The sequence below is a fragment of the Streptomyces sp. NPDC107581 genome, from assembly GCF_055657175.1.
In genome coordinates, this window is sequence record NZ_JBVKBH010000008.1 from 117061 (window position 1) to 136428 (window position 19368).

Sequence of the window (19368 nt, forward strand, 5' to 3'; positions counted from 1 at the left end):
GAGCGCGGCCGGACTACTCGGCGAGGATCGCCTCGGTGTCCAGCGTGACGCCGACCGCCTGAACCACAGAGGCGATCTTGAACGCCTCCTGGATCACCTCACGGTCGACGCCGGCCTTGCGCAGCACCTGCTCGTGCGAGTCCAGGCACAGCCCGCAGCCGTTGATCGCGGAGACCGCGAACGACCACAGCTCGAAGTCGACCTTCTCCACGCCCGGGTTGCCGATGACGTTCATCCGCAGACCGGCGCGCAGGGTGCCGTACTCGTGGTCGGACAGCAGGTGCCGGGTCCGGTAGAAGACGTTGTTCATCGCCATGATCGCGGCCGCGGACTTGGCCGCGGTGTACGCCTCCGGCGTGAGGTTCGCCTTCGCCTCGGGCTCCAGCTCACGCAGCACGATCGGGGAACGGGAGGCGATGGCGGTCGCCAGCACCGTGCCCCACAGCTGCTGCGCGGGCAGGTCGGAGTTGCCGATGACCGAACCCAGGTTGAGCTTCAGGTCCTTGGCGTAGTCCGGGACGCGGGACTTCAGCGAGTCGAGCGACATGGGTCACTCACCGGCCAGCAGCGCGACCGCGTCGAGCGTCTCGTCGCCCTTGCTCCAGTTGCACGGGCACAGCTCGTCGGTCTGCAGGGCGTCCAGGACCCGCAGGACCTCCTTGGGGTTACGGCCGACGGAGCCGGCGGTCACCATGGAGAACTGGATCTCGTTGTTCTGGTCGACGATGAAGACGGCGCGCTTGGCGAAGCCGTCCTCGCCCTCGATGCCGAGGTCGCGCATCAGCTCGTGCTTGGAGTCGGCCAGCATCGGGAAGGGCAGGTCGCGCAGGTCGTCGTGGTCCTTGCGCCAGGCGTGGTGGACGAACTCGGAGTCACCGGAGAAGCCGAGGATCTGCGCGTCGCGGTCGGCGAACTCGTCGTCCAGCTTGCCGAACGCGGCGATCTCGGTCGGGCACACGAAGGTGAAGTCCTTGGGCCAGGCGAAAACGATCTTCCACTTGCCCTCGTAGGTCTTGTGGTTGATCGTGTCGAACTCCTTGCCCTTCTCCAGCGAGACGCAGGCGGTCAGTTCGAACTCGGGGAACTTGTCACCAACAGTGAGCACGTAGTCTCCTAGCAGCGAAGAAACACCCCTTTTGAGGGTGTTTCCCGTATGGGTTGGACGCTGTCGATGTTGGCACAGGGTGCATTGATTAGGGAAATAGCTACACTCGGTCGTGTTGATCGGAGGTAGCTATCAGTGACCATCAGTAACGGCAAGCGGAGGCAGCCGAGTCTCGCGCAGCTGCGGGCCTTCGCCGCCGTCGCCGAGCATCTGCACTTCCGGGACGCGGCGGCCGCCATCGGGATGAGCCAGCCCGCCCTGTCCGGCGCGGTCTCGGCACTGGAGGAGACCCTGGGCGTGACCCTCCTGGAGCGTACGACGCGCAAGGTGCTGCTCTCGCCCGCCGGTGAGCGTCTGGCCGTGCGGGCGCAGGCGGTGCTGGCCGAGGTCCAGGCGCTGCTGGAGGAGGCCGAGGCGGTCCGGGCGCCGTTCACCGGGGCGCTGCGGCTCGGTGTGATCCCGACCGTCGCGCCGTACCTGCTGCCCACCGTGCTGCGGCTCGTCCACGAGCGCTATCCGCAGCTCGACCTCCAGGTGCACGAGGAGCAGACGTCGAGCCTCATCGACGGCCTGAACTCCGGCCGGCTCGACCTGCTGCTGCTGGCCGTCCCGCTCGGTGTTCCCGGGGTCGTGGAACTCCCGCTCTTCGACGAGGACTTCGTGCTCGTCACCCCGCTGGACCACTGGCTCGGCGGCCGCGAGGGCATCCCGCGCGAGGCCCTCAAGGAGCTGAACCTGCTGCTCCTGGACGAGGGCCACTGCCTGCGCGACCAGGCCCTGGACATCTGCCGGGAGGCCGGGCGCGAGGACGCGCCGGTCACGACCACGGCCGCCGGGCTGTCCACCCTGGTGCAGCTCGTCGCGGGCGGCCTCGGCTGCACCCTGCTCCCGCGCACCGCGCTGAAGCTGGAGACGACCCGCAGCAGCCAGCTCCTGACCGGCTCGTTCGCCGAGCCCGCGCCCAGCCGCCGGATCGCCCTGGCGATGCGTACGGGGGCGGCGCGCGGCGGGGAGTACACGGAGCTGGCGGCCGCCCTGCGCGAGGCCATGCGGCCGCTGCCGGTGCGGGTCGTGGGCAAGGACGCATGACGCCGAGGGCCCCTTCCCGGCAGCGGGAAGGGGCCCTCGGACGACGGCGCCGGCGCTACTCGGTGCGCAGGCCCTCCGGGCGCATCAGGCGCAGCAGCGGAGGCAGGCTGAGCAGGGTGACCGCGAAGACGATCCCCGCGCCGATACCCGTCATCGTCAGGATGCTCGGCCAGTCGACGCCCACCGCCGAGCCCGCCATCTTCAGCAGCACCACTCCCAGCGTGAGCCCCACGGCCGTGGCGAGCAGCAGGCCGAGTGCGATCGGGATCGCGGTCTGCCACAGCACCGACAGGCTCAGGGTGCGCCGCCGGGTGCCGAAGGCGACCAGCGCCGACAGCAGCTTCCGGCGCTCGCGCAGCTGCTCCAGCTGGGAGACCAGCAGGCTCGCGCCGATCAGCGCCAGGACGCAGGCGGCGCCCACGAACAGCCCGGTGCGGATGGACTCGAAGGTCTTGGACCGCTCGTTGGCCGCCCACACCATCGCGTCCGCCAGCGGGTCGACCGCCGCGGCCGTGTTGCGGACGTACTCCTGCACGTCCGGCACCGACTCGTCGAGCGTGATGTACACCGCCGCGTTCAGCTCGCGGCTCAACCGGTCGGGCACGGCGGCCGGCGTCAGCAGCACGCTGCTGTCCTTGGTCCCGTTCGGGCCGGTGATCGCGCGGGCCGGCTTCAGGCCGCCCGGCACGGTCCAGGTGAGATCCGTACCCCGGCCCAGTCCGTTGCTCGTGTCGACGTGGAGCGTGCGGCCCGACCGGACGGTCTTCGCCAGGTCGCTGTCGTTGTCCCCGCCCCTCGCCACGAACGCGTCCCCGTCGTGGCAGGACGTCAGCCGGGCCACCGCCCGCAGGGACGCGCAGGAGCCGACGGTCAGCAGCGCCGTGGTGTCGGGCCCGCGCTTCCAGTCGCGGTCGCCCAGTTCGGTACTGCCCAGCGCGGTGGCCTTGCGGACCCCCTCGGTGGCGGCGAACTTCGGTGCGACCGGCAGGAAGTCCACGCCCCGCGACAGGTTGACCTGCATCTGCGCCAGCCGGGTGTCCCGTCCGGTTGACTTGGTGTAGTCGCCCTGCACGCCCGCGAACAGCATCTGGAGCGCGATCGCGCCGGCCACCGCGACCGCGATGCCGTTCACCATGCGGGCCGCCGTGCCGCTGCTCAACTGCAGCCGCCGTACCGCCAGCTGCCAGGCCACCCCGCCGCGGCCCAGCCGGGCCACCACGGCCTCGACGACCCACGGCAGGAGCGTCGTCACGCCGACGAGCAGCAGCAGGACACCGCCGACCACCAGATACTCGTTGAAGTTGCCGTTCGACCGGCCCTGGCCGATCATCGGGGCGAGCATCGCAAGCCCGCCCAGCGGCAGCAGCAGCCGCCACCACAGCCGGCGGCGTGCGGGCTTGGCCGTGCGGACCACGCCCAGCGGCTCGATGACCACCCCGCGCAGGGCGAACAGCGTGACCAGCACCGCGGCCGCCGGGACGGCGACGGCGACCAGCGCGGCGAGCGCGGGGGCGGGGTTGAGATAGCTGGGGAACATGCTGACGCCCAGGATCTCGATCGAACCGGCGAGTTCACGGCCGAGCAGGAAGAAGACGGTGCCGAAGACGAGCCCGACCAGCGCGCCCGAGAGCGCCTCGCCCGCCGCGATCCGCCGGGTCATCCGGCTGTCGGAACCGACCAGCCGCAGTGCGGCCAGCCTGCGGTCGCGCCGCTCGCCGCCGAACCGTACGGCCGCCGCGATGAAGACGGCGACCGGCATCAGCAGCACCACGAAGACGACCATGATCAGCAGGATCAGGATCGGGTCCAGCCGGTTCGCCGGCGTCGGCTGCCCCGGCCCGAACTTGGCGATCCGGGCCGTCTGCCACCCGTTGATGCGCTGGGCCAGGTTCTTGGCACCGGCGTAGTAGGACAGTTCGCGCGAGCCGACCAGACCGGGCTCGCCGATCGTCCCGACGATCCGGTACGGCAGCCGCGCGCGCAGCAGCTTCCCGTCGCCCGAGCCGAGCAGCTGCTTCAGCGCGGGGGAGGCGACCATCTCGCCGGGGCCCGGGTACGTCGCGAGGCCGGGGGCGATCGGCGCCCGCGGCCCCTCGGGCTCCACCAGCCGGCCGCGGATGTCCTCGCCGTGGTAGGTCGAGTCGGCGTCGGCGATGATCAGGGTGTCGGCGCGCTTCTTCGGCAGCGAGCCGTAGGTGTAGTCGGCGCGGGCCTCGTCGCGGTCGTGCCGTACCGCCAGCGCGGTGGGGATCGCGGTCGTCAGCAGCAGCAGGGCCACGCCGAGCCCGACGCCGACCGCCGTCAGCAGCACCCTGATCCAGCCCTCACGCCCGCCCGTGAAGGCGAACTTGGCCCCCATGCCCAGATCCCGGGCCCATTGACGGGCACTCATACGATGCGCTCCATGTCCCGGGACTTGCCGTCGCGTACGACGATCTCGCGGTCGGAGTAGGCCGCCACCCGGGCCTCGTGCGTGACGAGGACGACGGCCGCGTTGGTGGAGCGGGCCGCGTCGGTCAGCAGCTCCATCACGCGCTCGCCGTTGAGGGAGTCCAGTGCACCGGTCGGCTCGTCGGCGAACAGCACCCGGGGCCCGGTGACCAGCGACCGTGCCACCGCGACCCGCTGCCCCTGGCCGCCGGAGACCTCGCCGGGCCGCTTGCCCTTGAGGTCGTCGACCTCCAGGCGCGCCATCCAGCTCAGGGCCGTCTTCTCGGCCTGCTTGCGGGGGGTGCCGTTCAGCCGCAGCGGAAGCGCCACGTTCTCCACGCAGGTCAGCTCCGGTACGAGCTGCCCGAACTGGAAGACGAACCCGAAGTCGCTGCGGCGCAGCGCGCTGCGCTCGGCGTCGCTCATCGTGGCCAGTTCACGGCCGGCGTAGAGGATCGAGCCCGAGTCGGGCGGCACGATCCCCGCGAGGCAGTGCAGCAGCGTCGACTTGCCGGACCCGGAGGGGCCCATCACGGCGACGACCTCGCCGGGGTGTATGGAGAACTCGGCGCCGTCGAGCGCGAGCGTGGGCCCGTAGGCCTTGCGCAGGTTCTCGGCGGTGAGCAGGGAGCCCGGGGGAGGGGGAACGCTGGTCATGCGGCCACCTCCGCACGGAGCTTGTCCAGGCGCGCGGCGGTCAGTTCCAGCCAGCGCAGGTCGGCCTCCAGGTGGAACAGGGCGTGGTCGCAGATCAGCTGGTCCGCGAGGTCGCCCCGGCGCTTGCGGTCGGTCAGGATCCGCATGCTGCGCAGGTGCTCGGCGCGCTGTATGTCGAGGATGTCGGCCGCGTTCCGGTGGGTGAGCAGCGCGAGGACGACCTTGGTGTACAGGGTCGACTGGAGGTATTCCTCCGGCTTCTCCGGGGACGCGAGCCACCGCTCGACATCGGTGACGCCGGCGGTGGTGATGGCGTACCGCTTGCGCTCGGGCCCGCCGCCCGCCTCGATCCCGTCGACTTCCACCAGCCCGTTCTTCAGCAGGCGGGACATCGTCGAGTAGACCTGGCCGTAGTGCAGCGGCCGGTCGTGACCGAACTTCTCGTCGAAGGCCCGCTTCAGGTCGTAACCGTGTCGGGGGCCGGACTCCAGGAGTCCCAGGAGGGTGTGACCGATGGACATGGCAGCACTCTACACACGGTGTATACGCCGCGTGTATACGCGGTGTGTGCAGATCATGGCGCGGGGTACGCAGGTGCAGGTGGGGGCCGATTGTCACGGTTCCGAAACAGGCGGACGGCCCCTGCGCGGGAGCGGTCCCGTGTCCTTCGGCAGGCGCCCCGCCTCGGCCAGCGCCTTGCGCAGCAGGAACTCGATCTGCGCGTTGGCGGACCGCAGCTCGTCCCCGGCCCACCGCGCGAGCGCCTCGTACACCGACGGGTCCAGCCGCAGCAGCACCTGCTTGCGCTGCTGCGGCCGGGGCTGGGGGGCCGGACCCCCGGAAGGGGCCGTCACTGGTAGAGGGTCCCGGTGTTGAGGACGGGCTGCGGTGCGCGGTCCCCGCACAGCACCACCATCAGGTTGGACACCATCGCCGCCTTCCGTTCGTCGTCCAGCTCCACGATGTCGCGCTCCGCGATCCGGGCGAGCGCCGCCTCCACCATGCCGACCGCCCCGTCGACGATCTGCCGCCGCGCGGCGACGACCGCGCCGGCCTGCTGGCGCTGGAGCATCGCCGAGGCGATCTCGGGAGCGTACGCGAGATGCGTGAAGCGTGACTCGATGATCCGCACGCCGGCCGCCTCCACCCGGGCCTGGAGCTCGACGGCCAGCTTCTCGGTGATCTCCTCGGCGTTGCCGCGCAGCGAGAGGCCGTCCTCCTCGTGGGCGTCGTAGGGGTACTCGATGGCGATGTGCCGTACGGCCGTCTCGGTCTGCGTGGCGACGAACTCGGCGAAGTCGTCCACCTCGAAGGTGGCCTGCGCGGTGTCCTGCACCTTCCACACCACGACCGAGGCCAGCTCGATCGGGTTGCCGTAGGCGTCGTTGACCTTCAGGACGGCGGTCTCGTGGTTGCGCACCCGGGTGGAGATCCGGGTCCGGGAGGTGAGCGGGTTCACCCAGCGCAGCCCGTCCTGCCGGATCGTGCCGCGGTAGCGCCCGAAGAGCTGGACGACGCGCGCCTCGCCGGGCGCGACCGTGTTCAGGCCGCGCATCGCGATCACGGCGGCGAGGAAGACGAGGACGCCGCCGGTGATCAGGCCGCCCTTCGCGCCGGCCGCCGAGACCGCCGAACCGGCCGCGAACAGGGCGACGGCGGCGGCGAGTCCGAGCAGGCCGAGGAGCAGGGCGAGCCCGCCGCCGATGCTGTGCGCCTGGAACTCCCGCACGCGCGGCGCGGGCATCTCGGGTACGTCGGCGGTCGCGGACGTGTCGTGCGTGGACATGGAGGGTCCCCCGTTCTGCTGGAGCTTAGCTTCGTACTAGCTAAGTGATATCACTTTATGCCTGAAGGCAACCCATGGCCAGTGATATCCGTCGGTTCCCTTGGGGCGGGTGCTGATTGTCACGTCCGTAAAAGAACGGATCGGACGTCCTTTGTCATATAGACGGGTGTTAGTTTTCGGAGCTGACCCCGAGACGGAAGCGGAGTGTAGGGACCCATGGGACGAGCGGAAGAGAGACGAGCGCGACAGCGCGGTGGCCGCCGCGCGGCGCCCAAGCGCCCCCGCTCGCAGGCCCCCGCGTCACCGGCCGAAGCCGCGCAGACGGCGGGTGCCGCGCAGGCCGCCGGTCCCGCACAGGCGGCGGGCGGCCGGGCGGCCTCCAGGTCCGCCAAGGCGGCCAAGCCTCCCAAGGGCCGGATACGCAGGCTCTTCACCTGGAAGAAGATGCTCGGCACGTTCCTCGGTATGTGCCTGCTGGGCATCGGCGGCTTCATCGCGCTGTACATGTACGTCGACGTGCCCCAGGGCAACGCCGTCGCCCAGCAGGAGAGCAACGTCTACAAGTTCAGCGACGGAACGGTCCTGGCCCGCGTGGGCAAGACCAACCGCGAGAGCGTGGACCTGTCCAAGGTGCCCAAGGAGGTCCAGCACACCTTCGTCGCGGCCGAGAACAAGAGCTTCTACCACGACTCCGGCATCGACCTGAAGGGCCTGGGCCGGGGCCTGTTCAACACGGTGACCGGCCGGGGCACCCAGGGCGGCTCGACGATCACCCAGCAGTACGTCAAGAACTACTACCTCAACCAGGACCAGACCGTCTCCCGCAAGCTCAAGGAGATGGTCATCTCCCTGAAGGTGGACCAGCGGCTGGGCAAGGACGAGATCCTCGCGGGCTACATCAACACCAGCTACTACGGCCGCAACGCCTACGGCATCCAGGCCGCGGCGCAGGCCTATTACCACAAGGACGCGAGCAGCCTCACCGTCCAGCAGGGCGCCTACCTGGCCGCGCTGCTCCAGGCCCCGAGCCAGTACGACTGGGCGGTCGCGGGCCCCGTGGGCAAGAAGCTGGTCGAGGCGCGGTGGAACTACGTGCTGGACAACATGGTCAAGCAGCACTGGCTCGACGCCGGCAAGCGGCAGGCGATGTCCTTCAAGAAGGACGCGATCCCCAAGGCCCCCAAGGGAACGCCCGGTGAGGAGGGCCAGAAGGGCTACCTGGTCCAGCTCGCCAACCAGCAGCTGGAGGACCAGCTGATGAAGACGGAGGGCATCAGCCGCAAGGACGCCGAGCAGGAGGTGGTCGACCGCGGCTGGACCATCACCCTCAACATCGACAAGAAGAAGCAGAACGCGCTGGAGAAGTCGGTCAAGGAGCAGCTGACCAGCAAGCTGAACCCGAAGAAGCGCAAGGTCGACGGCAACGTCCAGGCCGGCGCCGTGTCGGTGGACCCCAGGACGGGCAGGATCGTCGCCCTGTACGGCGGCCAGGACTACTTCAAGCACTGGGTCAGCAACGCCACGCGCCGCGACTACCAGCCCGCGTCGACGTTCAAGCCGGTCATCCTCGCCGCCGCGCTGGAGCAGCGGGCGACGACCCAGACCGGCAAGCCGATCAACGCGGACACGGTCTACGACGGCACCAGCGGCCGCCAGGTCCTCGACCACGGCAGCAAGGTCGGCTTCGGCCCGCCGAACGAGGACCACGTCGACTACGGGCCGATCACCGTCCAGAAGGCGATGAACCAGTCCGTCAACTCGGTCTTCGCGCAGATGGGTGTCGACGTCGGCATGACCAAGGTCATGGACACCGCCAAGGAACTCGGCATGGACACCGAGGGCATGCAGGCGGTACCCGCCCAGACCCTCGGCTCGATGGGCGCCAGCCCGCTGGAGATGGCGGGCATCTACGCCACCTTCGCCAACCACGGCTACAAGGTGACGCCGTCCATCGTCAAGTCGGCGGAGCGCAAGGGCCGTTCGCCCCAGATGCCCAACCCGGTCGGCGGATCGGTGATCAGCCGCACGGCCGCCGACACGGTGACCTCCGTGCTGACCGGCGTGGTCGACGACGGTACGGCCAAGAAGTCCGTGGCGGGCAACCCGCTGCGCGACGGCCAGCAGGTGGCCGGCAAGACCGGTACCTCCGACGAGAACAAGTCCGCCTGGTTCACCGGCTACACGCCCGACCTGGTCACCTCGGTGGGCCTGTTCGGCGAGGACATGAAGAGCCAGGCCCATGTCTCCATGGTGGGCGCCACCGGCCTGCTCCTGCCCCCCGGCCGGGTCAACGGCGGCACCTACCCGGCGGAGATCTGGGCCGCGTACACCTTCGGAGTCACCAAGCAGGCGACGTTCGACCTGAACACCACGCAGGGCGCGGCCGTCGAGCCGACGGACACCCCGACGTTCAGCCAGACGCCGTCCCGGACCCCGTCGAACACCCCGAGCAGTCAGCCGCCGACGTCCTCGACCCCGTCCAGGACGCCGTCGCAGACGCCGAGCCAGACGCCGTCGCAGACACCCACCCAGCCCTCGCCCACCGGCACCCCGACCACCTCGGGGCCGCCCACGGGCACGGCCTCGGACGATCCGCTCGAGCCCGACGACGGACTGGGCTTCGGCCAGTAGGCAGCGGCACACGGCACATCGCACACGGCACACGGAATGGGCGCCCGGGGACATCTCCTCCCCGGGCGCCCATTCCGCGTCCTCAGGCCCGGTTCAGCTCGAACCAGACCACCTTGCCGGTGCTCAGCCGGGTCGCGCCCCAGCGCCGGGCCAGCCGGTTGACCAGGTACAGGCCGCGGCCGCCCTCGTCCGTGGCCCGGGCCTGTCTGAGCCGCGGCAGCTGGGGCACGTCGTCACCGACCTCGCAGCGCAGCACGTCCGTGCGCAGCAGCCGCAGCGTGACCGGGCGGGAGGCGTACCGCACGGCGTTGGTGACCACCTCGCTGACCAGCAGCTCCACCGAGTCCGTCAGGTCCTCCAGGTCCCAGCGGGCCAGCGCGCGCCGGGCCAGCCGGCGGGCCTGGCCGGGGGCCGTCTCCTCCGGCTCCAGGGTCCAGTACGCCACGTCGCTCGGCGCGATCCCGTCGAAGCGGGCCGCGAGCAGCGCGATGTCGTCGTCCCGGTCGCCCGGCCCGAGCATGTCCAGCACCTCGTCGCACAGCGCTTCCAGCGGCGGCGGATGGTCCGGGCCGGTCAGCTGGGCGGTCGCGGCGAGCTTCTCGCGCAGCTGCTCTATGCCGGTCCACACGTCCCGCAGCCGGGACTCCACCAGGCCGTCGGTGTACAGCAGCAGCGTGGCCCCGGCGGGCGCGTCCAGCTCGACCGCCTCGAAATCCACCCCGCCGACCCCGATGGGCGCGCCCGGCGGCACCCGCAGCACCTCCGCACGGCCGCCCAGGTGCAGCAGCACGGGCGGCGGATGGCCGGCGTTGGCGATCGTGATGCGGTGCGTGACCGGGTCATAGACGGCGTACAGACAGGTCGCCATGCGGTCGGTGCCCAGGCGCTGCGCCTGTTCGTCCAGGTGGTGCAGCACCTCCTGCGGGGGCAGGTCGAGCCCGGCCAGGGTCTGCGCGGTGGTGCGCAGCTGGCCCATGATCGCCGCCGAGGTCATGGAGTGCCCCATGACGTCGCCGACGACCAGCGCGACCCGGCTGCCGGGCAGCGGGATCGCGTCGTACCAGTCGCCGCCCACCCGCGCGGTCTCCGCGGCCGGCAGATAGCGCGAGGCCAGCCGCACCCCGGTCGGGCGGGGCAGGGTCTCGGGCAGCATGGTGCGCTGCAGCTCGTCGGCGATGTAGGCCTCCCGGCCGTACAGCACCGCCTTGTCGATGCCGAGCGCGCTGTGCGTGGCGAGCTGGGCGGCCACCAGCAGGTCGTCCGCCTCGAACGCTAGGCGCTCCGGACGGCGCAGGAAGAGCGCCGCTCCGATCACCCGGCGCCGGCCGCGCAGCGGCGCGAGAATCGCGTGCCGCCCGCCCGGTACGAGCGCCTCGCCGCCCTCGCCGAGCAGCTCGGGCAGCGCGGCACGCGCGGCGGGCGCGTCCGCGAACACCGGCCGCACCCCGCGCAGCACCTCGTTGAGGGCACCGCCCGGGCGGACCTCGCACAGCTCCGTCGTCAGCGACGACAGCTCCGACAGAGGCGACGGATCCGGCTCCGGCTCCGGGAACGGCGGGAGCAGCAGGCCCTCGGTGTCCCGTTCGTCCGGTATCCGGTCGGTCCGGCGCAGCCGCAGCACCACCGGGCCGGTGGGACGCTCGTCACCGACCGGCAGCGGGTCGCGCAGATAGACCAGGATCGCGTCCGAGAACGTCGGCACGGTGGCCCGGCACAGCCCCATCACGATCTCGTCGAGGTCGATGCCGCGGGCGATCCGCCGGGTCGCCGCGCCCACGAACCGCAGCCGGTCCCCGTCGCGGCGCATCGGCATCGGCCGGCCCGGCGGCAGTCCGCGCCCGGTACGGCGCTCCTGGGCGCCGAGCGCCTTCTCCTCCTCGGCGCCCGGCTGCGGGGGAATGCTCTCCGGGGCGGGGCGCGGCCGGTGGGTGTCGGGCTCGGCGGCGGCCGGCTGGGAGTGTTCGGGGCCGTTGACTGGGGGCTCCTTCCCCTTGTTCCCCTTGCCGCAGGGCGTGTTCGCCGGCGGGCCCGACGGCGTGCCGTCGGCCCGTGCCTGGGCCGGTAAGGCCGGGTTGCCGAGCTGCTTGGGGGTACGCAGGAGCGCCCCGCGGGTCTCCGCGGGGTCGACGCCCGGCTGGGGGCGTTCGAAGGAGGTGGGCTGCTCCGTCACGCGAGTCGCATCCGTCCGTCCGGGGCTGCGCGCCGAGCGCGCAGATGGTCCCGCCGAAATCCCGATACCCGGAATACGTGCCCCAGGAACGGAATTCCCGCGTGGTCAGAGGTTGTTCCTGTGCCACCGGCGAACCCTGGCGGGTCAGCGGTGGTGTTGCCCTCGTACCCCTCGCTCACGTCCTGCCGCCCCTCGGTGACGTTCGGTCAAGCCCTGCGCATGTTCAGGTAGTTGCTGTAGCGCCCCCTTGCGGAGGACGATCCTACGGTTGTGCACCGGGGGCGCATCAAGGGTCTCATGAGGACACGTGCGCGGGCGTACGGTCCCAGTCCTCGGGGAGAGACGGTACCGCCCAGGACGGGTCCGGACGCCAGTGCTGCCAGCCGTCCCGGAACGGCGGGCCCCAGGCGTCGATCGCCGCCACCGCGGACCGCCCGGCCGCCCGCGCCCGTTCGGCCGTCGGCGCGTCCATCAGCCCGTCCAGCTGGGCCTGGGCGAACTCGTCCTCGTCCCGCCAGTGCCAACTCCGGTCCGGCTTCACCGAGATGTCCAGGAAGTAGTCCACGGAGTCGACCCCGCCCGTCCAACGCGCCAGCGGCCGTTCGAGGTTGACGTACCAGTCCTTGAACCGCCAGCCCGGCTCCCAGAACAGCCACACCGACCAGGGCTCGCCGGGCCGGGCCAGCTTCAGCACGCCGGTGCCGAACCACCGGCCCCGCTGCACCGTGCGCGGCTTGGTGTAGCGGGTCTCCAGCGGCTCCAGATGCACGGGTGTCCCGTCGGCCAGCACCGGCTTGATGCACTCGGTGCCGGGTGCCAGCCACACCGCGAGCAGTTCCGCGTCGTCCCGGACGACGGTCACCGGACGCGCGATGTGAAAGCCCTCACCGGCGTTCTCCCGGTACCGCCACAGGATCTGTGTCCCGGGAGCCCAGTACGTCGCAGGTCCACCTGCCACTCGCCTCACCGTTCCGTCGTCCGCCATGGACAGATATTAGGTGTCGTAGGCATACGACGCTGCGGCGGGCGTCACGGTTCGGCACGGCCGGGGTTCTCGTTACGGACGCGTCATCCGCAGGACGTCCAGCGCCTCGTCCAGCTGCTCCAGGGTGAGCAGGCCGCGTTCCACGTACCCGCCCTCCAGCACCACCCGGCGGATGGTCTTCCGCTCCGCCAGGGACTTCTTGGCGACCTTCGCGGCCTCCTCGTAGCCGATGTACCTGTTGAGCGGGGTCACCACGGACGGGGAGGACTCGGCGTACTCGCGGGTCCGTTCCCGGTCGGCCTCGATCCCGTCGACGGTCCGGTCGGCCAGCAGCCGCGAGACGTTCGCGAGCAGCCGGATCGACTCCAGCACGTTCTTGGCGATCACCGGGAGCATCACGTTCAGTTCGAAGTTGCCGGCGGCGCCGGCCGTGGTGATCGTGGCGTCGTTCCCGATCACCTGGGCCGCCACCATCAGCACGGCCTCCGGGATCACCGGGTTGACCTTCCCCGGCATGATCGACGACCCCGGCTGGAGGTCGGGCAGCCGGATCTCGGCGAGCCCGGTGCGCGGCCCGGACGCCATCCAGCGCAGATCGTTGGCGATCTTCGTCAGCCCGACCGCGATGGTCCGCAGCTGCCCGCTGGTCTCCACGATCCCGTCGCGGGCGCCCTGCGCCTCGAAGTGGTCGCGGGCCTCGGTGAGCGGCAGCCCGGTGGCCCGTGCGACCTCCTCGATGACGGCGGCGGAGAAGCCGGGGGGCGTGTTGATGCCGGTGCCGACGGCGGTACCGCCGAGGGGCAGCTCGGCGAGCCGGGGCAGGGAGGCGTTCAGCCGCTCGACGCCGTACCGCACCTGGGCCGCGTAGCCGCCGAACTCCTGGCCCAGCGTCACCGGCGTCGCGTCCATCAGGTGCGTCCGCCCCGACTTCACGACGTCGGCGAACTCCTCGGACTTCCGGGTCAGGGAGGCGGCGAGGTGCTCCAGCGCGGGGATCAGATCGCGGGTGACGGCGGCGGTGGCCGCGATGTGGATCGAGGAGGGGAAGACGTCGTTGGAGGACTGCGAGGCGTTGACGTGGTCGTTGGGGTGCACGTCCCGGCCGAGCCGCTCACCGGCGAGGGTCGCGATGACCTCGTTGGTGTTCATGTTGGACGAGGTGCCCGACCCGGTCTGGAACACGTCGATCGGGAAGTGCTCGTCCCAGGCGCCCTCGGCGACCTCGGCCGCCGCCTCCTGGATGGCCCCGGCGATGTCCTTGTCGACCACACCGAGCCGCGCGTTCACCTTGGCGGCGGCGCCCTTGATCCGGGCCAGCGCCTCGATGTGCGCCCGCTCGATGCGCTGGCCGGAGACGGGGAAGTTCTCGACGGCGCGCTGCGTCTGGGCGCGCCACTTGGCGTCGGCGGGGACGCGCACCTCGCCCATGGAGTCGTGCTCGATCCGGTATTCACTCATGCCGGTAACAGCGATCGGAACGGCAGGGTTGTTCCGGACCGTGGGCCGCACGGGCGACGGCGGCGGCCACTGTGACCCAGGTCTCATCGGGGGCGTGCAGCAGGGCGGGCGGCGCGCACGTCGAGGACGGGTGACAGGAAGGGAGGAGCGTGTGGAGACGGACTTCGACGGCTTCGTCGCCGCCCGGTCGGCCGCGCTGTTCCGGGGTGCGCTGATCCTCACGGGAAGCCGTGAGACGGCCGAGGACCTGGTCCAGGAGACCCTGGAGCGGGCCTGCCGCAAGTGGCGGAGCATCGCCGCGGCGGACGCCCCGGACGCCTACGTACGGCGGATCATGATCAACCTCGCCAACGACCGCTGGCGCAGGTTCCGCCGTACCGTCCCGGATCCCGGCGACCGGATCGCCCCGGGCGACGCGTACGGACAGGTGGACAGCCGGGACCAGTTGGTGCGGGCGCTGCAGCGGCTGCCCATGCGGATGCGGACGGTGGTGGTGCTGCGCTACTTCCACGACCTCTCCGACGCCGAGATCGCGGCCGACCTCGACATCTCGCCGAGCACGGTGCGCTCTCAACTGGCCCGGGGGATGGAGAAGCTCAGAAGCCAGTTCCCCGCACTCTCCGGCCCTTCACCGGTACGGCAGCCCACGGAAGGAATGCGATGACCTCGTACGACGGCGACCCGCGGCCTCCGGGCTGCACCCCCTTCGAAAAGGACCTGGTGAACGCCATGAAGCACTACGCCGACTCCGCCGACGCGCCCGCCTTCGACGCGCCGGGAATCGTCCGCCGCACCCGCCGCCGGCGGGCGGTGGGCATCGCCGCCGTCACCGCCGCGATCGTCGTGGCGGGCGGTGGTACGGCCCTGGCCTCGATGACCGGGGGTACGACCCACACGGCGCGCCCCGCCGCAAGCAGTACGCCGGCTGCCCCGAAGGGCGCGGCCGCCACCCTGCTGTACAGGTTCTCCGACGGCTCGACCCTCCCGATCGACTTCTCGGGCTGGGACCTGGAGAGCGCCAAGGCGTACCTGGCGAAGACGCAGACGAAACTCGGCACCGTCGGCAAGGCGGCGGTGAAGGGCTGCAAGCCGGGCTCGGTGGTCGCCGTGGCCCCGCACGCCCCGAAGACCGTCAAGCCGGGGGACAAGGTCAACCTGACCCTGTGCGCCGGCTGACCTCGCCCCGAGGAGGCGCCCGCCCCTGCCGCAATCAGGGGCGGCGCCCGTCACCCGCTTCCCTACGCCGGCCCCGGTCCCCGCACCGGAATGCTCGTGAACGTCGGCTGGGGCGCCGGGTCCTGGAAGAAGTCGTTCGACTTGTTCAGCCTGCGTGGACCCTCGTACGATCTGCGCCGTGATCTCTAACCCGAGGGTCCTGGGGGCCGTACGCCTGTCCATCCTGAAGGACGACACCACCAGTCCCGAGAAGCAGCGGCAGGCCGTGGAGCACTGGACTGCTGGCCCCGCCGTGGACGGCCGCATAGCGGGCTGGGCGGAAGACCTGGACGTGTCCGGAGCGATGCACCCCTTCAAGCGACCGGGCCTCGGTCCTTGGTTCAACGAGCGGGCCGACGAGTGGGATGTGTTGGCCGTCTGGAAGCTCGACCGTCTCAGCAGGAAGGCGGGCCATTTCGCCGAGGTCTTCGAGTGGTGCCAGAAGCACGGGAAGTCCATCGTGTCCGTGACCGAGGGCATCGACATGTCCACCCCCATGGGCAAGATGTTCGCTCAGATCATCGCCGCCTTCGCCGAGGGCGAGTTGGACACCATTCGCGCCCGCGCTCTCTCTGGCTCGGCCGCTCGTAAAGCCAAGGGTGTTTGGATCGGTGGCGTCGAACCGTACGGGTACCGCTTCGAACGGCAGGAAGGCGGCGGAAAGAAGCTCGTTCAGGACCACACGTATGCTGAACTGTTCCGAGAGATTGTCGAGCGGCTGAAGGGCGACTGGTCGTCGTACAAGATCGCGCTTGATCTGAATAAGCGTGGCGTTCCCACTTGGCGGGATCATCTTCGAATCGTGAAGGGGGAAGATCCGAGGGGCGTTGTCTGGACTGCCAACGCGATTCGCGCCATAGCTATGAATCCCACGGTGGCCGGCATCTACACGTACAAGGGCGAGAACGTCGTAGACGAGAACGGCGAGAATGTTCGGATCACCGATGATCCGTTGATGGATTTTGCCGAGTGGTCGGAATTCGTGGCCGCGCTCAAGAGTGATCGTCCGGTTAGGCGGTCTACCCCTTCGCGGTCGATGCTGGGCGGTGTGGCTACCTGCCAGGATTGCGGGGCCCGGATGTCGTCCAACAAGAAGATGAAGCCGAACGGCCGCGTGCATCACTACTACGCCTGCAACAACGTCAACACCGGAACGTGCCCTAACCCTGGCCGCATTCGGCGCGATGACCTGGACATGGCAGTTGGTACTTTCGTGAAGGTCACTCTCGGCCCGCTCCCGGTTATGGAGCGGGCGGGTAATTCCATCAGTCAGGATAAGATCGAGCTTGCCGAGGCCGAGGCGACGCTAGACCGGCTGGAAGCCGATTACCTGGCTGGACGGTTCAAGACCGACGTTCAGATTGAACGCTACTGGGGACAGCACGGATTCCAGTCGGTCAAGGTTGAACGTCTGAGGGACGAAATCAAGACTGCCGAAAATGCCCCGGCATGGAAGGAGACGGGGCGGACTTACTCCGAAGAGTGGACGACCAAGGATGACGAACAGAAGCGTGTGTTCCTGCAACGGCACGGCATAACTGTGACGGTGGGGGCCACGGAAGACGGGAGCCGACGAGTCGTCTGCAAGATGCCTGAGCTTGCCGAGATCGCCAAGGAAACCGGGCTTCAAGTTCCCGAGGGGTACTGGCTGATCGAGCCGGAGGCGGAATACATTCTGCCGAAGCAGATGGCCTATAAGCGGAAGTAGGTAGGGCCGCCCCCGACCCTTGGCCCCCGTCGCGTGTAAACGCTTCAGGGGCCTTTCCATGTCCATGCTCGGCCCTCTGGCCGTTTAAACGCTCTCGCCCCATCGAGGGCGTCGAAGTCGGAGGTTCGCGAGCCGAGCGATATGTTCGCTAGGTCTCGCAACGTTCCCCCAAGCATCTTGTCCGGGGGCAGGCCATTGATCATCTCTTGCAGACCCAACACCGGGTCGGCTAGTGCAACCTCGGCAAGGTTGGCCATCCGCAAGACGTACTGACACTTCGACTCGAAGGAATTGGCCAGGTGCAACGCGCGACCAGCCGACAGGGAAAGCGCGTCCAACAACCGTGGTTCACGCGGCTTCAGATAGCTTAGCGACCAACTCATGCGGTCCACAGTACTGACACCGTCAAGGGGATTTCGGCCGGCTGACGGGGAAGGCGCCGGTGTTCAGGTCGCGGAGGCTCCCACCACGGCCCTGGCCACCGGAAAGGGCTGGGAAGAGGGGTCTGAAACTCTGAAGGCATCCTTCCGGGCACCCGCGTCCTTCCCTTCGCTTGAACAGGCGGGGGTTCGGCCGAGTTGGCGGCAATGCGAATGACGGGAAATATCGGTGGCGCCGATCTGGTCCTTCGAACTCAGCGGGCACCCGGCCGGCGCCAGGTGCCCCTGGTTTTTTCGTTTAGCAGAGAACCGGAGGAACTGGGTTCGCTGGTTCATCCAGCCATACGGTTTCGCCGTCCGCAGTGACCGTGAGCCCGAAACGTTCGAAGCCGGGGCAACCTTGCTCCTCCCACCAGCAGTACGCCTTTTCGACCTCATCCCACAGTTTCCTGGGACCAGACTGCACGACTTCGAACTCTGTCCGCCCCTTCTCGTAGTCAGCCGTCGCCCATGACGTAACCGCCGTGTCTCGAAGCCACAGGGTGTATGAACCGTCCGTGTACGACTCCATCCACGGGAACGCGTCGGCAACCTGCACTCCGATGGCGAACATGACGCGCCAGTCGCCCACGTCATCCGGGGAGAGAGCCGTGGTCGACTTGACGCCGTCGGCTGGCCACGGCTTGCCCTTCAGGTACTCGCGTACGTGTTGTCGTTTCGTGCGCTGGGCACGGAGCCGCATGAATGCCGAGGACCCGAGGAACTTCCCCGACGCCGACCTGTCCGACTTCACCGTGAGCCTTACGACCGCTTCTCCGCCGTACGTCGGCCCCCACGGGGCCACGATCACCCCGCCCGGCTTCGTCTGCGCGATCCAGGCGTAAGGGACCTGGCCAATCGAGCACGTCGCAATCACCCGGTCGTATGGGGCCTCCAGCGCGAATCCGGCCGCTCCGTCACCGACCACGGCCAGCGGTACGAACCCCGCGTCCTGAAGACGCTTTCTGGCGTCCGCCGCCGTGGCTTCGTCCACCTCGACCGTGATGACGTTCTCAGGGCCTACGCGGTGCGACAGCAGCGCGGCGTTCCAGCCGGTACCCGTCCCGATTTCCAAAACGCGATGGCCTTCATGGACGCTCAGGGCGTCGAGCATCGAAAAGACCATGGTGGGCATGGAGTTGGAAGACGAAGGGATCTTGCCCTTATCGGGACCCGTGTGGGCGCCGTCGTCCCATTGCGTTGTGATCGGCGCGTCCCTGTAGACGGCGTCCCGCCACGCCCGAGAGTCCTCGGAACGGATGATCCGGCTCTTCTGCCGGTTGCCGCCCGCAGTACCCGGCCAGATCACATCCGGCACGAACATGTGGCGCGGCGCCCGCTTGAAGGCCGGAAGCCAGTCAGACGTCAGGACGCCCTTCTCCATCAGCGCGGACGCCAGCCGCTCAGGGCTGGCGTCCGTTCCGTGCTGCTCAGTCATTCAGCGGCCGTCCGCCGGTCCCTGGCCGTCGTTCGTGTTGCCACCCTCGTCCGACCCGCCACCGCCGTGCTTGTTGCCGCTGTCGCTGTCGTCCTGCGGGTTGCCGGGGTCCTCGGCCGTGAGCCACTGCTTACGCATCTGGATACCTCCAGTTGGATGGTGCCTCTTGAACCGTCCCGCTGTATGCGGAACGGGATGTTGCCCACCCCTGCCGGGCTTCCGAGCCATGGGGCATAGGGAATCGGGTCAGATCCGACAGGGGTGGAGATCAGCGAGA

Annotated in this window: 17 protein-coding genes; 5 read left to right on the plus strand and 12 right to left on the minus strand. The window is 69.6% G+C overall.

The features are described from left to right. Positions 1 to 13: 13 nt before the first annotated feature. A complete protein-coding gene (locus ACZ7P3_RS21895) occupies positions 14 to 547 on the minus strand; it encodes an alkyl hydroperoxide reductase (RefSeq protein WP_472084094.1) in 534 nt (177 codons plus the stop codon). Positions 548 to 550: 3 nt separating this feature from the next. Beyond that, positions 551 to 1105 (minus strand): peroxiredoxin, encoded by a 555-nt coding sequence (locus tag ACZ7P3_RS21900; RefSeq protein WP_472084096.1) that lies wholly within the window; start codon positions 1103 to 1105, stop codon positions 551 to 553. A 135-nt stretch (positions 1106 to 1240) separates the two neighbouring features. Here ACZ7P3_RS21900 and ACZ7P3_RS21905 point away from each other — a divergent pair, with 135 nt between their 5' ends. After that, positions 1241 to 2194, plus strand: a complete 954-nt coding sequence (locus ACZ7P3_RS21905) for a LysR substrate-binding domain-containing protein (RefSeq protein ID WP_472084098.1) — start codon at positions 1241 to 1243, stop codon at positions 2192 to 2194. A gap of 55 nt (positions 2195 to 2249) precedes the next feature. Here the strand turns inward: ACZ7P3_RS21905 and ACZ7P3_RS21910 are convergent, their stop codons facing one another. The 5 genes from ACZ7P3_RS21910 to ACZ7P3_RS21930 form a co-directional block, all read right to left on the minus strand. Further along, positions 2250 to 4586, minus strand: coding sequence for an ABC transporter permease (locus tag ACZ7P3_RS21910; RefSeq protein WP_472084100.1), 2337 nt, complete (start codon positions 4584 to 4586; stop codon positions 2250 to 2252). Next, positions 4583 to 5281, minus strand: a complete 699-nt coding sequence (locus ACZ7P3_RS21915; RefSeq protein ID WP_472084102.1) for an ABC transporter ATP-binding protein — start codon at positions 5279 to 5281, stop codon at positions 4583 to 4585. The genes ACZ7P3_RS21910 and ACZ7P3_RS21915 overlap by 4 nt, the downstream gene beginning before the upstream one ends. Next, entirely contained in the window at positions 5278 to 5802 is a 525-nt protein-coding gene (locus ACZ7P3_RS21920) for a PadR family transcriptional regulator (RefSeq protein ID WP_472084104.1), read from the minus strand. The genes ACZ7P3_RS21915 and ACZ7P3_RS21920 overlap by 4 nt, the downstream gene beginning before the upstream one ends. 93 nt (positions 5803 to 5895) lie before the next feature. Then, complete coding sequence (locus ACZ7P3_RS21925; protein WP_472084106.1) at positions 5896 to 6186, minus strand: type II toxin-antitoxin system antitoxin; 291 nt, start codon at positions 6184 to 6186, stop codon at positions 5896 to 5898. Further along, positions 6132 to 7067: an SPFH domain-containing protein gene (locus ACZ7P3_RS21930; RefSeq protein ID WP_472084108.1), complete on the minus strand. Its 936-nt coding sequence runs from the start codon at positions 7065 to 7067 to the stop codon at positions 6132 to 6134. The genes ACZ7P3_RS21925 and ACZ7P3_RS21930 overlap by 55 nt, the downstream gene beginning before the upstream one ends. Before the next feature lie 216 nt (positions 7068 to 7283). Between ACZ7P3_RS21930 and ACZ7P3_RS21935 the strand changes: the two genes are divergently transcribed. Continuing rightward, positions 7284 to 9698 carry a transglycosylase domain-containing protein gene (locus ACZ7P3_RS21935; RefSeq protein ID WP_472084110.1) on the plus strand — a complete coding sequence of 805 codons (2415 nt, stop codon included), beginning with the start codon at positions 7284 to 7286 and terminating at the stop codon, positions 9696 to 9698. 82 nt (positions 9699 to 9780) lie between these two features. Here ACZ7P3_RS21935 and ACZ7P3_RS21940 read toward each other — a convergent pair whose 3' ends face one another. From ACZ7P3_RS21940 to ACZ7P3_RS21950, 3 genes are all read right to left on the minus strand, one after another. Beyond that, entirely contained in the window at positions 9781 to 11868 is a 2088-nt protein-coding gene (locus tag ACZ7P3_RS21940; RefSeq protein ID WP_472084112.1) for a SpoIIE family protein phosphatase, read from the minus strand. Positions 11869 to 12163: 295 nt separating this feature from the next. Beyond that, positions 12164 to 12853, minus strand: a complete 690-nt coding sequence (gene fomD / locus ACZ7P3_RS21945; protein WP_472084113.1) for a cytidylyl-2-hydroxypropylphosphonate hydrolase — start codon at positions 12851 to 12853, stop codon at positions 12164 to 12166. Positions 12854 to 12925: 72 nt separating this feature from the next. After that, positions 12926 to 14311 (minus strand): class II fumarate hydratase, encoded by a 1386-nt coding sequence (locus ACZ7P3_RS21950; RefSeq protein ID WP_472084115.1) that lies wholly within the window; start codon positions 14309 to 14311, stop codon positions 12926 to 12928. A gap of 151 nt (positions 14312 to 14462) precedes the next feature. On the opposite strand from ACZ7P3_RS21950, the gene ACZ7P3_RS21955 reads away from it, so the two are divergent. The 3 genes from ACZ7P3_RS21955 to ACZ7P3_RS21965 all read left to right on the plus strand — a co-directional run bounded on the left by ACZ7P3_RS21955 (position 14463) and on the right by ACZ7P3_RS21965 (position 17234). Then, positions 14463 to 14975 (plus strand): SigE family RNA polymerase sigma factor, encoded by a 513-nt coding sequence (locus ACZ7P3_RS21955; RefSeq protein WP_472084117.1) that lies wholly within the window; start codon positions 14463 to 14465, stop codon positions 14973 to 14975. Beyond that, positions 14972 to 15487, plus strand: a complete 516-nt coding sequence (locus tag ACZ7P3_RS21960; protein WP_472084119.1) for a PASTA domain-containing protein — start codon at positions 14972 to 14974, stop codon at positions 15485 to 15487. Before ACZ7P3_RS21955 ends, ACZ7P3_RS21960 begins: the two co-directional genes overlap by 4 nt. A 178-nt stretch (positions 15488 to 15665) precedes the next feature. Beyond that, positions 15666 to 17234 carry a recombinase family protein gene (locus tag ACZ7P3_RS21965; RefSeq protein ID WP_472084121.1) on the plus strand — a complete coding sequence of 523 codons (1569 nt, stop codon included), beginning with the start codon at positions 15666 to 15668 and terminating at the stop codon, positions 17232 to 17234. 678 nt (positions 17235 to 17912) lie between these two features. On the opposite strand, the gene ACZ7P3_RS21970 is transcribed toward ACZ7P3_RS21965, so the two are convergent. Continuing rightward, a complete protein-coding gene (locus tag ACZ7P3_RS21970; protein WP_472084123.1) occupies positions 17913 to 19091 on the minus strand; it encodes a methyltransferase domain-containing protein in 1179 nt (392 codons plus the stop codon). Then, on the minus strand, positions 19092 to 19229 hold the full coding sequence (locus ACZ7P3_RS21975; protein ID WP_199814055.1) for a hypothetical protein: 138 nt from the start codon (positions 19227 to 19229) through the stop codon (positions 19092 to 19094). It lies immediately after the preceding gene. Positions 19230 to 19368: the final 139 nt, after the last annotated feature.

What these genes read in the sequence shown, in the direction of transcription:
- ACZ7P3_RS21920 (WP_472084104.1), bottom strand. Translation starts at nt 5,802, where the DNA reads ATGTCCATCGGTCACACCCTCCTGGGACTCCTGGAGTCCGGCCCCCGA.
- fomD (WP_472084113.1), bottom strand. Translation starts at nt 12,853, where the DNA reads ATGGCGGACGACGGAACGGTGAGGCGAGTGGCAGGTGGACCTGCGACG.
- ACZ7P3_RS21970 (WP_472084123.1), bottom strand. Translation starts at nt 19,091, where the DNA reads ATGACTGAGCAGCACGGAACGGACGCCAGCCCTGAGCGGCTGGCGTCC.
- ACZ7P3_RS21910 (WP_472084100.1), bottom strand. Translation starts at nt 4,586, where the DNA reads ATGAGTGCCCGTCAATGGGCCCGGGATCTGGGCATGGGGGCCAAGTTC.
- ACZ7P3_RS21915 (WP_472084102.1), bottom strand. Translation starts at nt 5,281, where the DNA reads ATGACCAGCGTTCCCCCTCCCCCGGGCTCCCTGCTCACCGCCGAGAAC.
- ACZ7P3_RS21930 (WP_472084108.1), bottom strand. Translation starts at nt 7,067, where the DNA reads ATGTCCACGCACGACACGTCCGCGACCGCCGACGTACCCGAGATGCCC.
- ACZ7P3_RS21950 (WP_472084115.1), bottom strand. Translation starts at nt 14,311, where the DNA reads ATGAGTGAATACCGGATCGAGCACGACTCCATGGGCGAGGTGCGCGTC.
- ACZ7P3_RS21935 (WP_472084110.1), top strand. Translation starts at nt 7,284, where the DNA reads ATGGGACGAGCGGAAGAGAGACGAGCGCGACAGCGCGGTGGCCGCCGC.
- ACZ7P3_RS21975 (WP_199814055.1), bottom strand. Translation starts at nt 19,229, where the DNA reads ATGCGTAAGCAGTGGCTCACGGCCGAGGACCCCGGCAACCCGCAGGAC.
- ACZ7P3_RS21895 (WP_472084094.1), bottom strand. Translation starts at nt 547, where the DNA reads ATGTCGCTCGACTCGCTGAAGTCCCGCGTCCCGGACTACGCCAAGGAC.
- ACZ7P3_RS21960 (WP_472084119.1), top strand. Translation starts at nt 14,972, where the DNA reads ATGACCTCGTACGACGGCGACCCGCGGCCTCCGGGCTGCACCCCCTTC.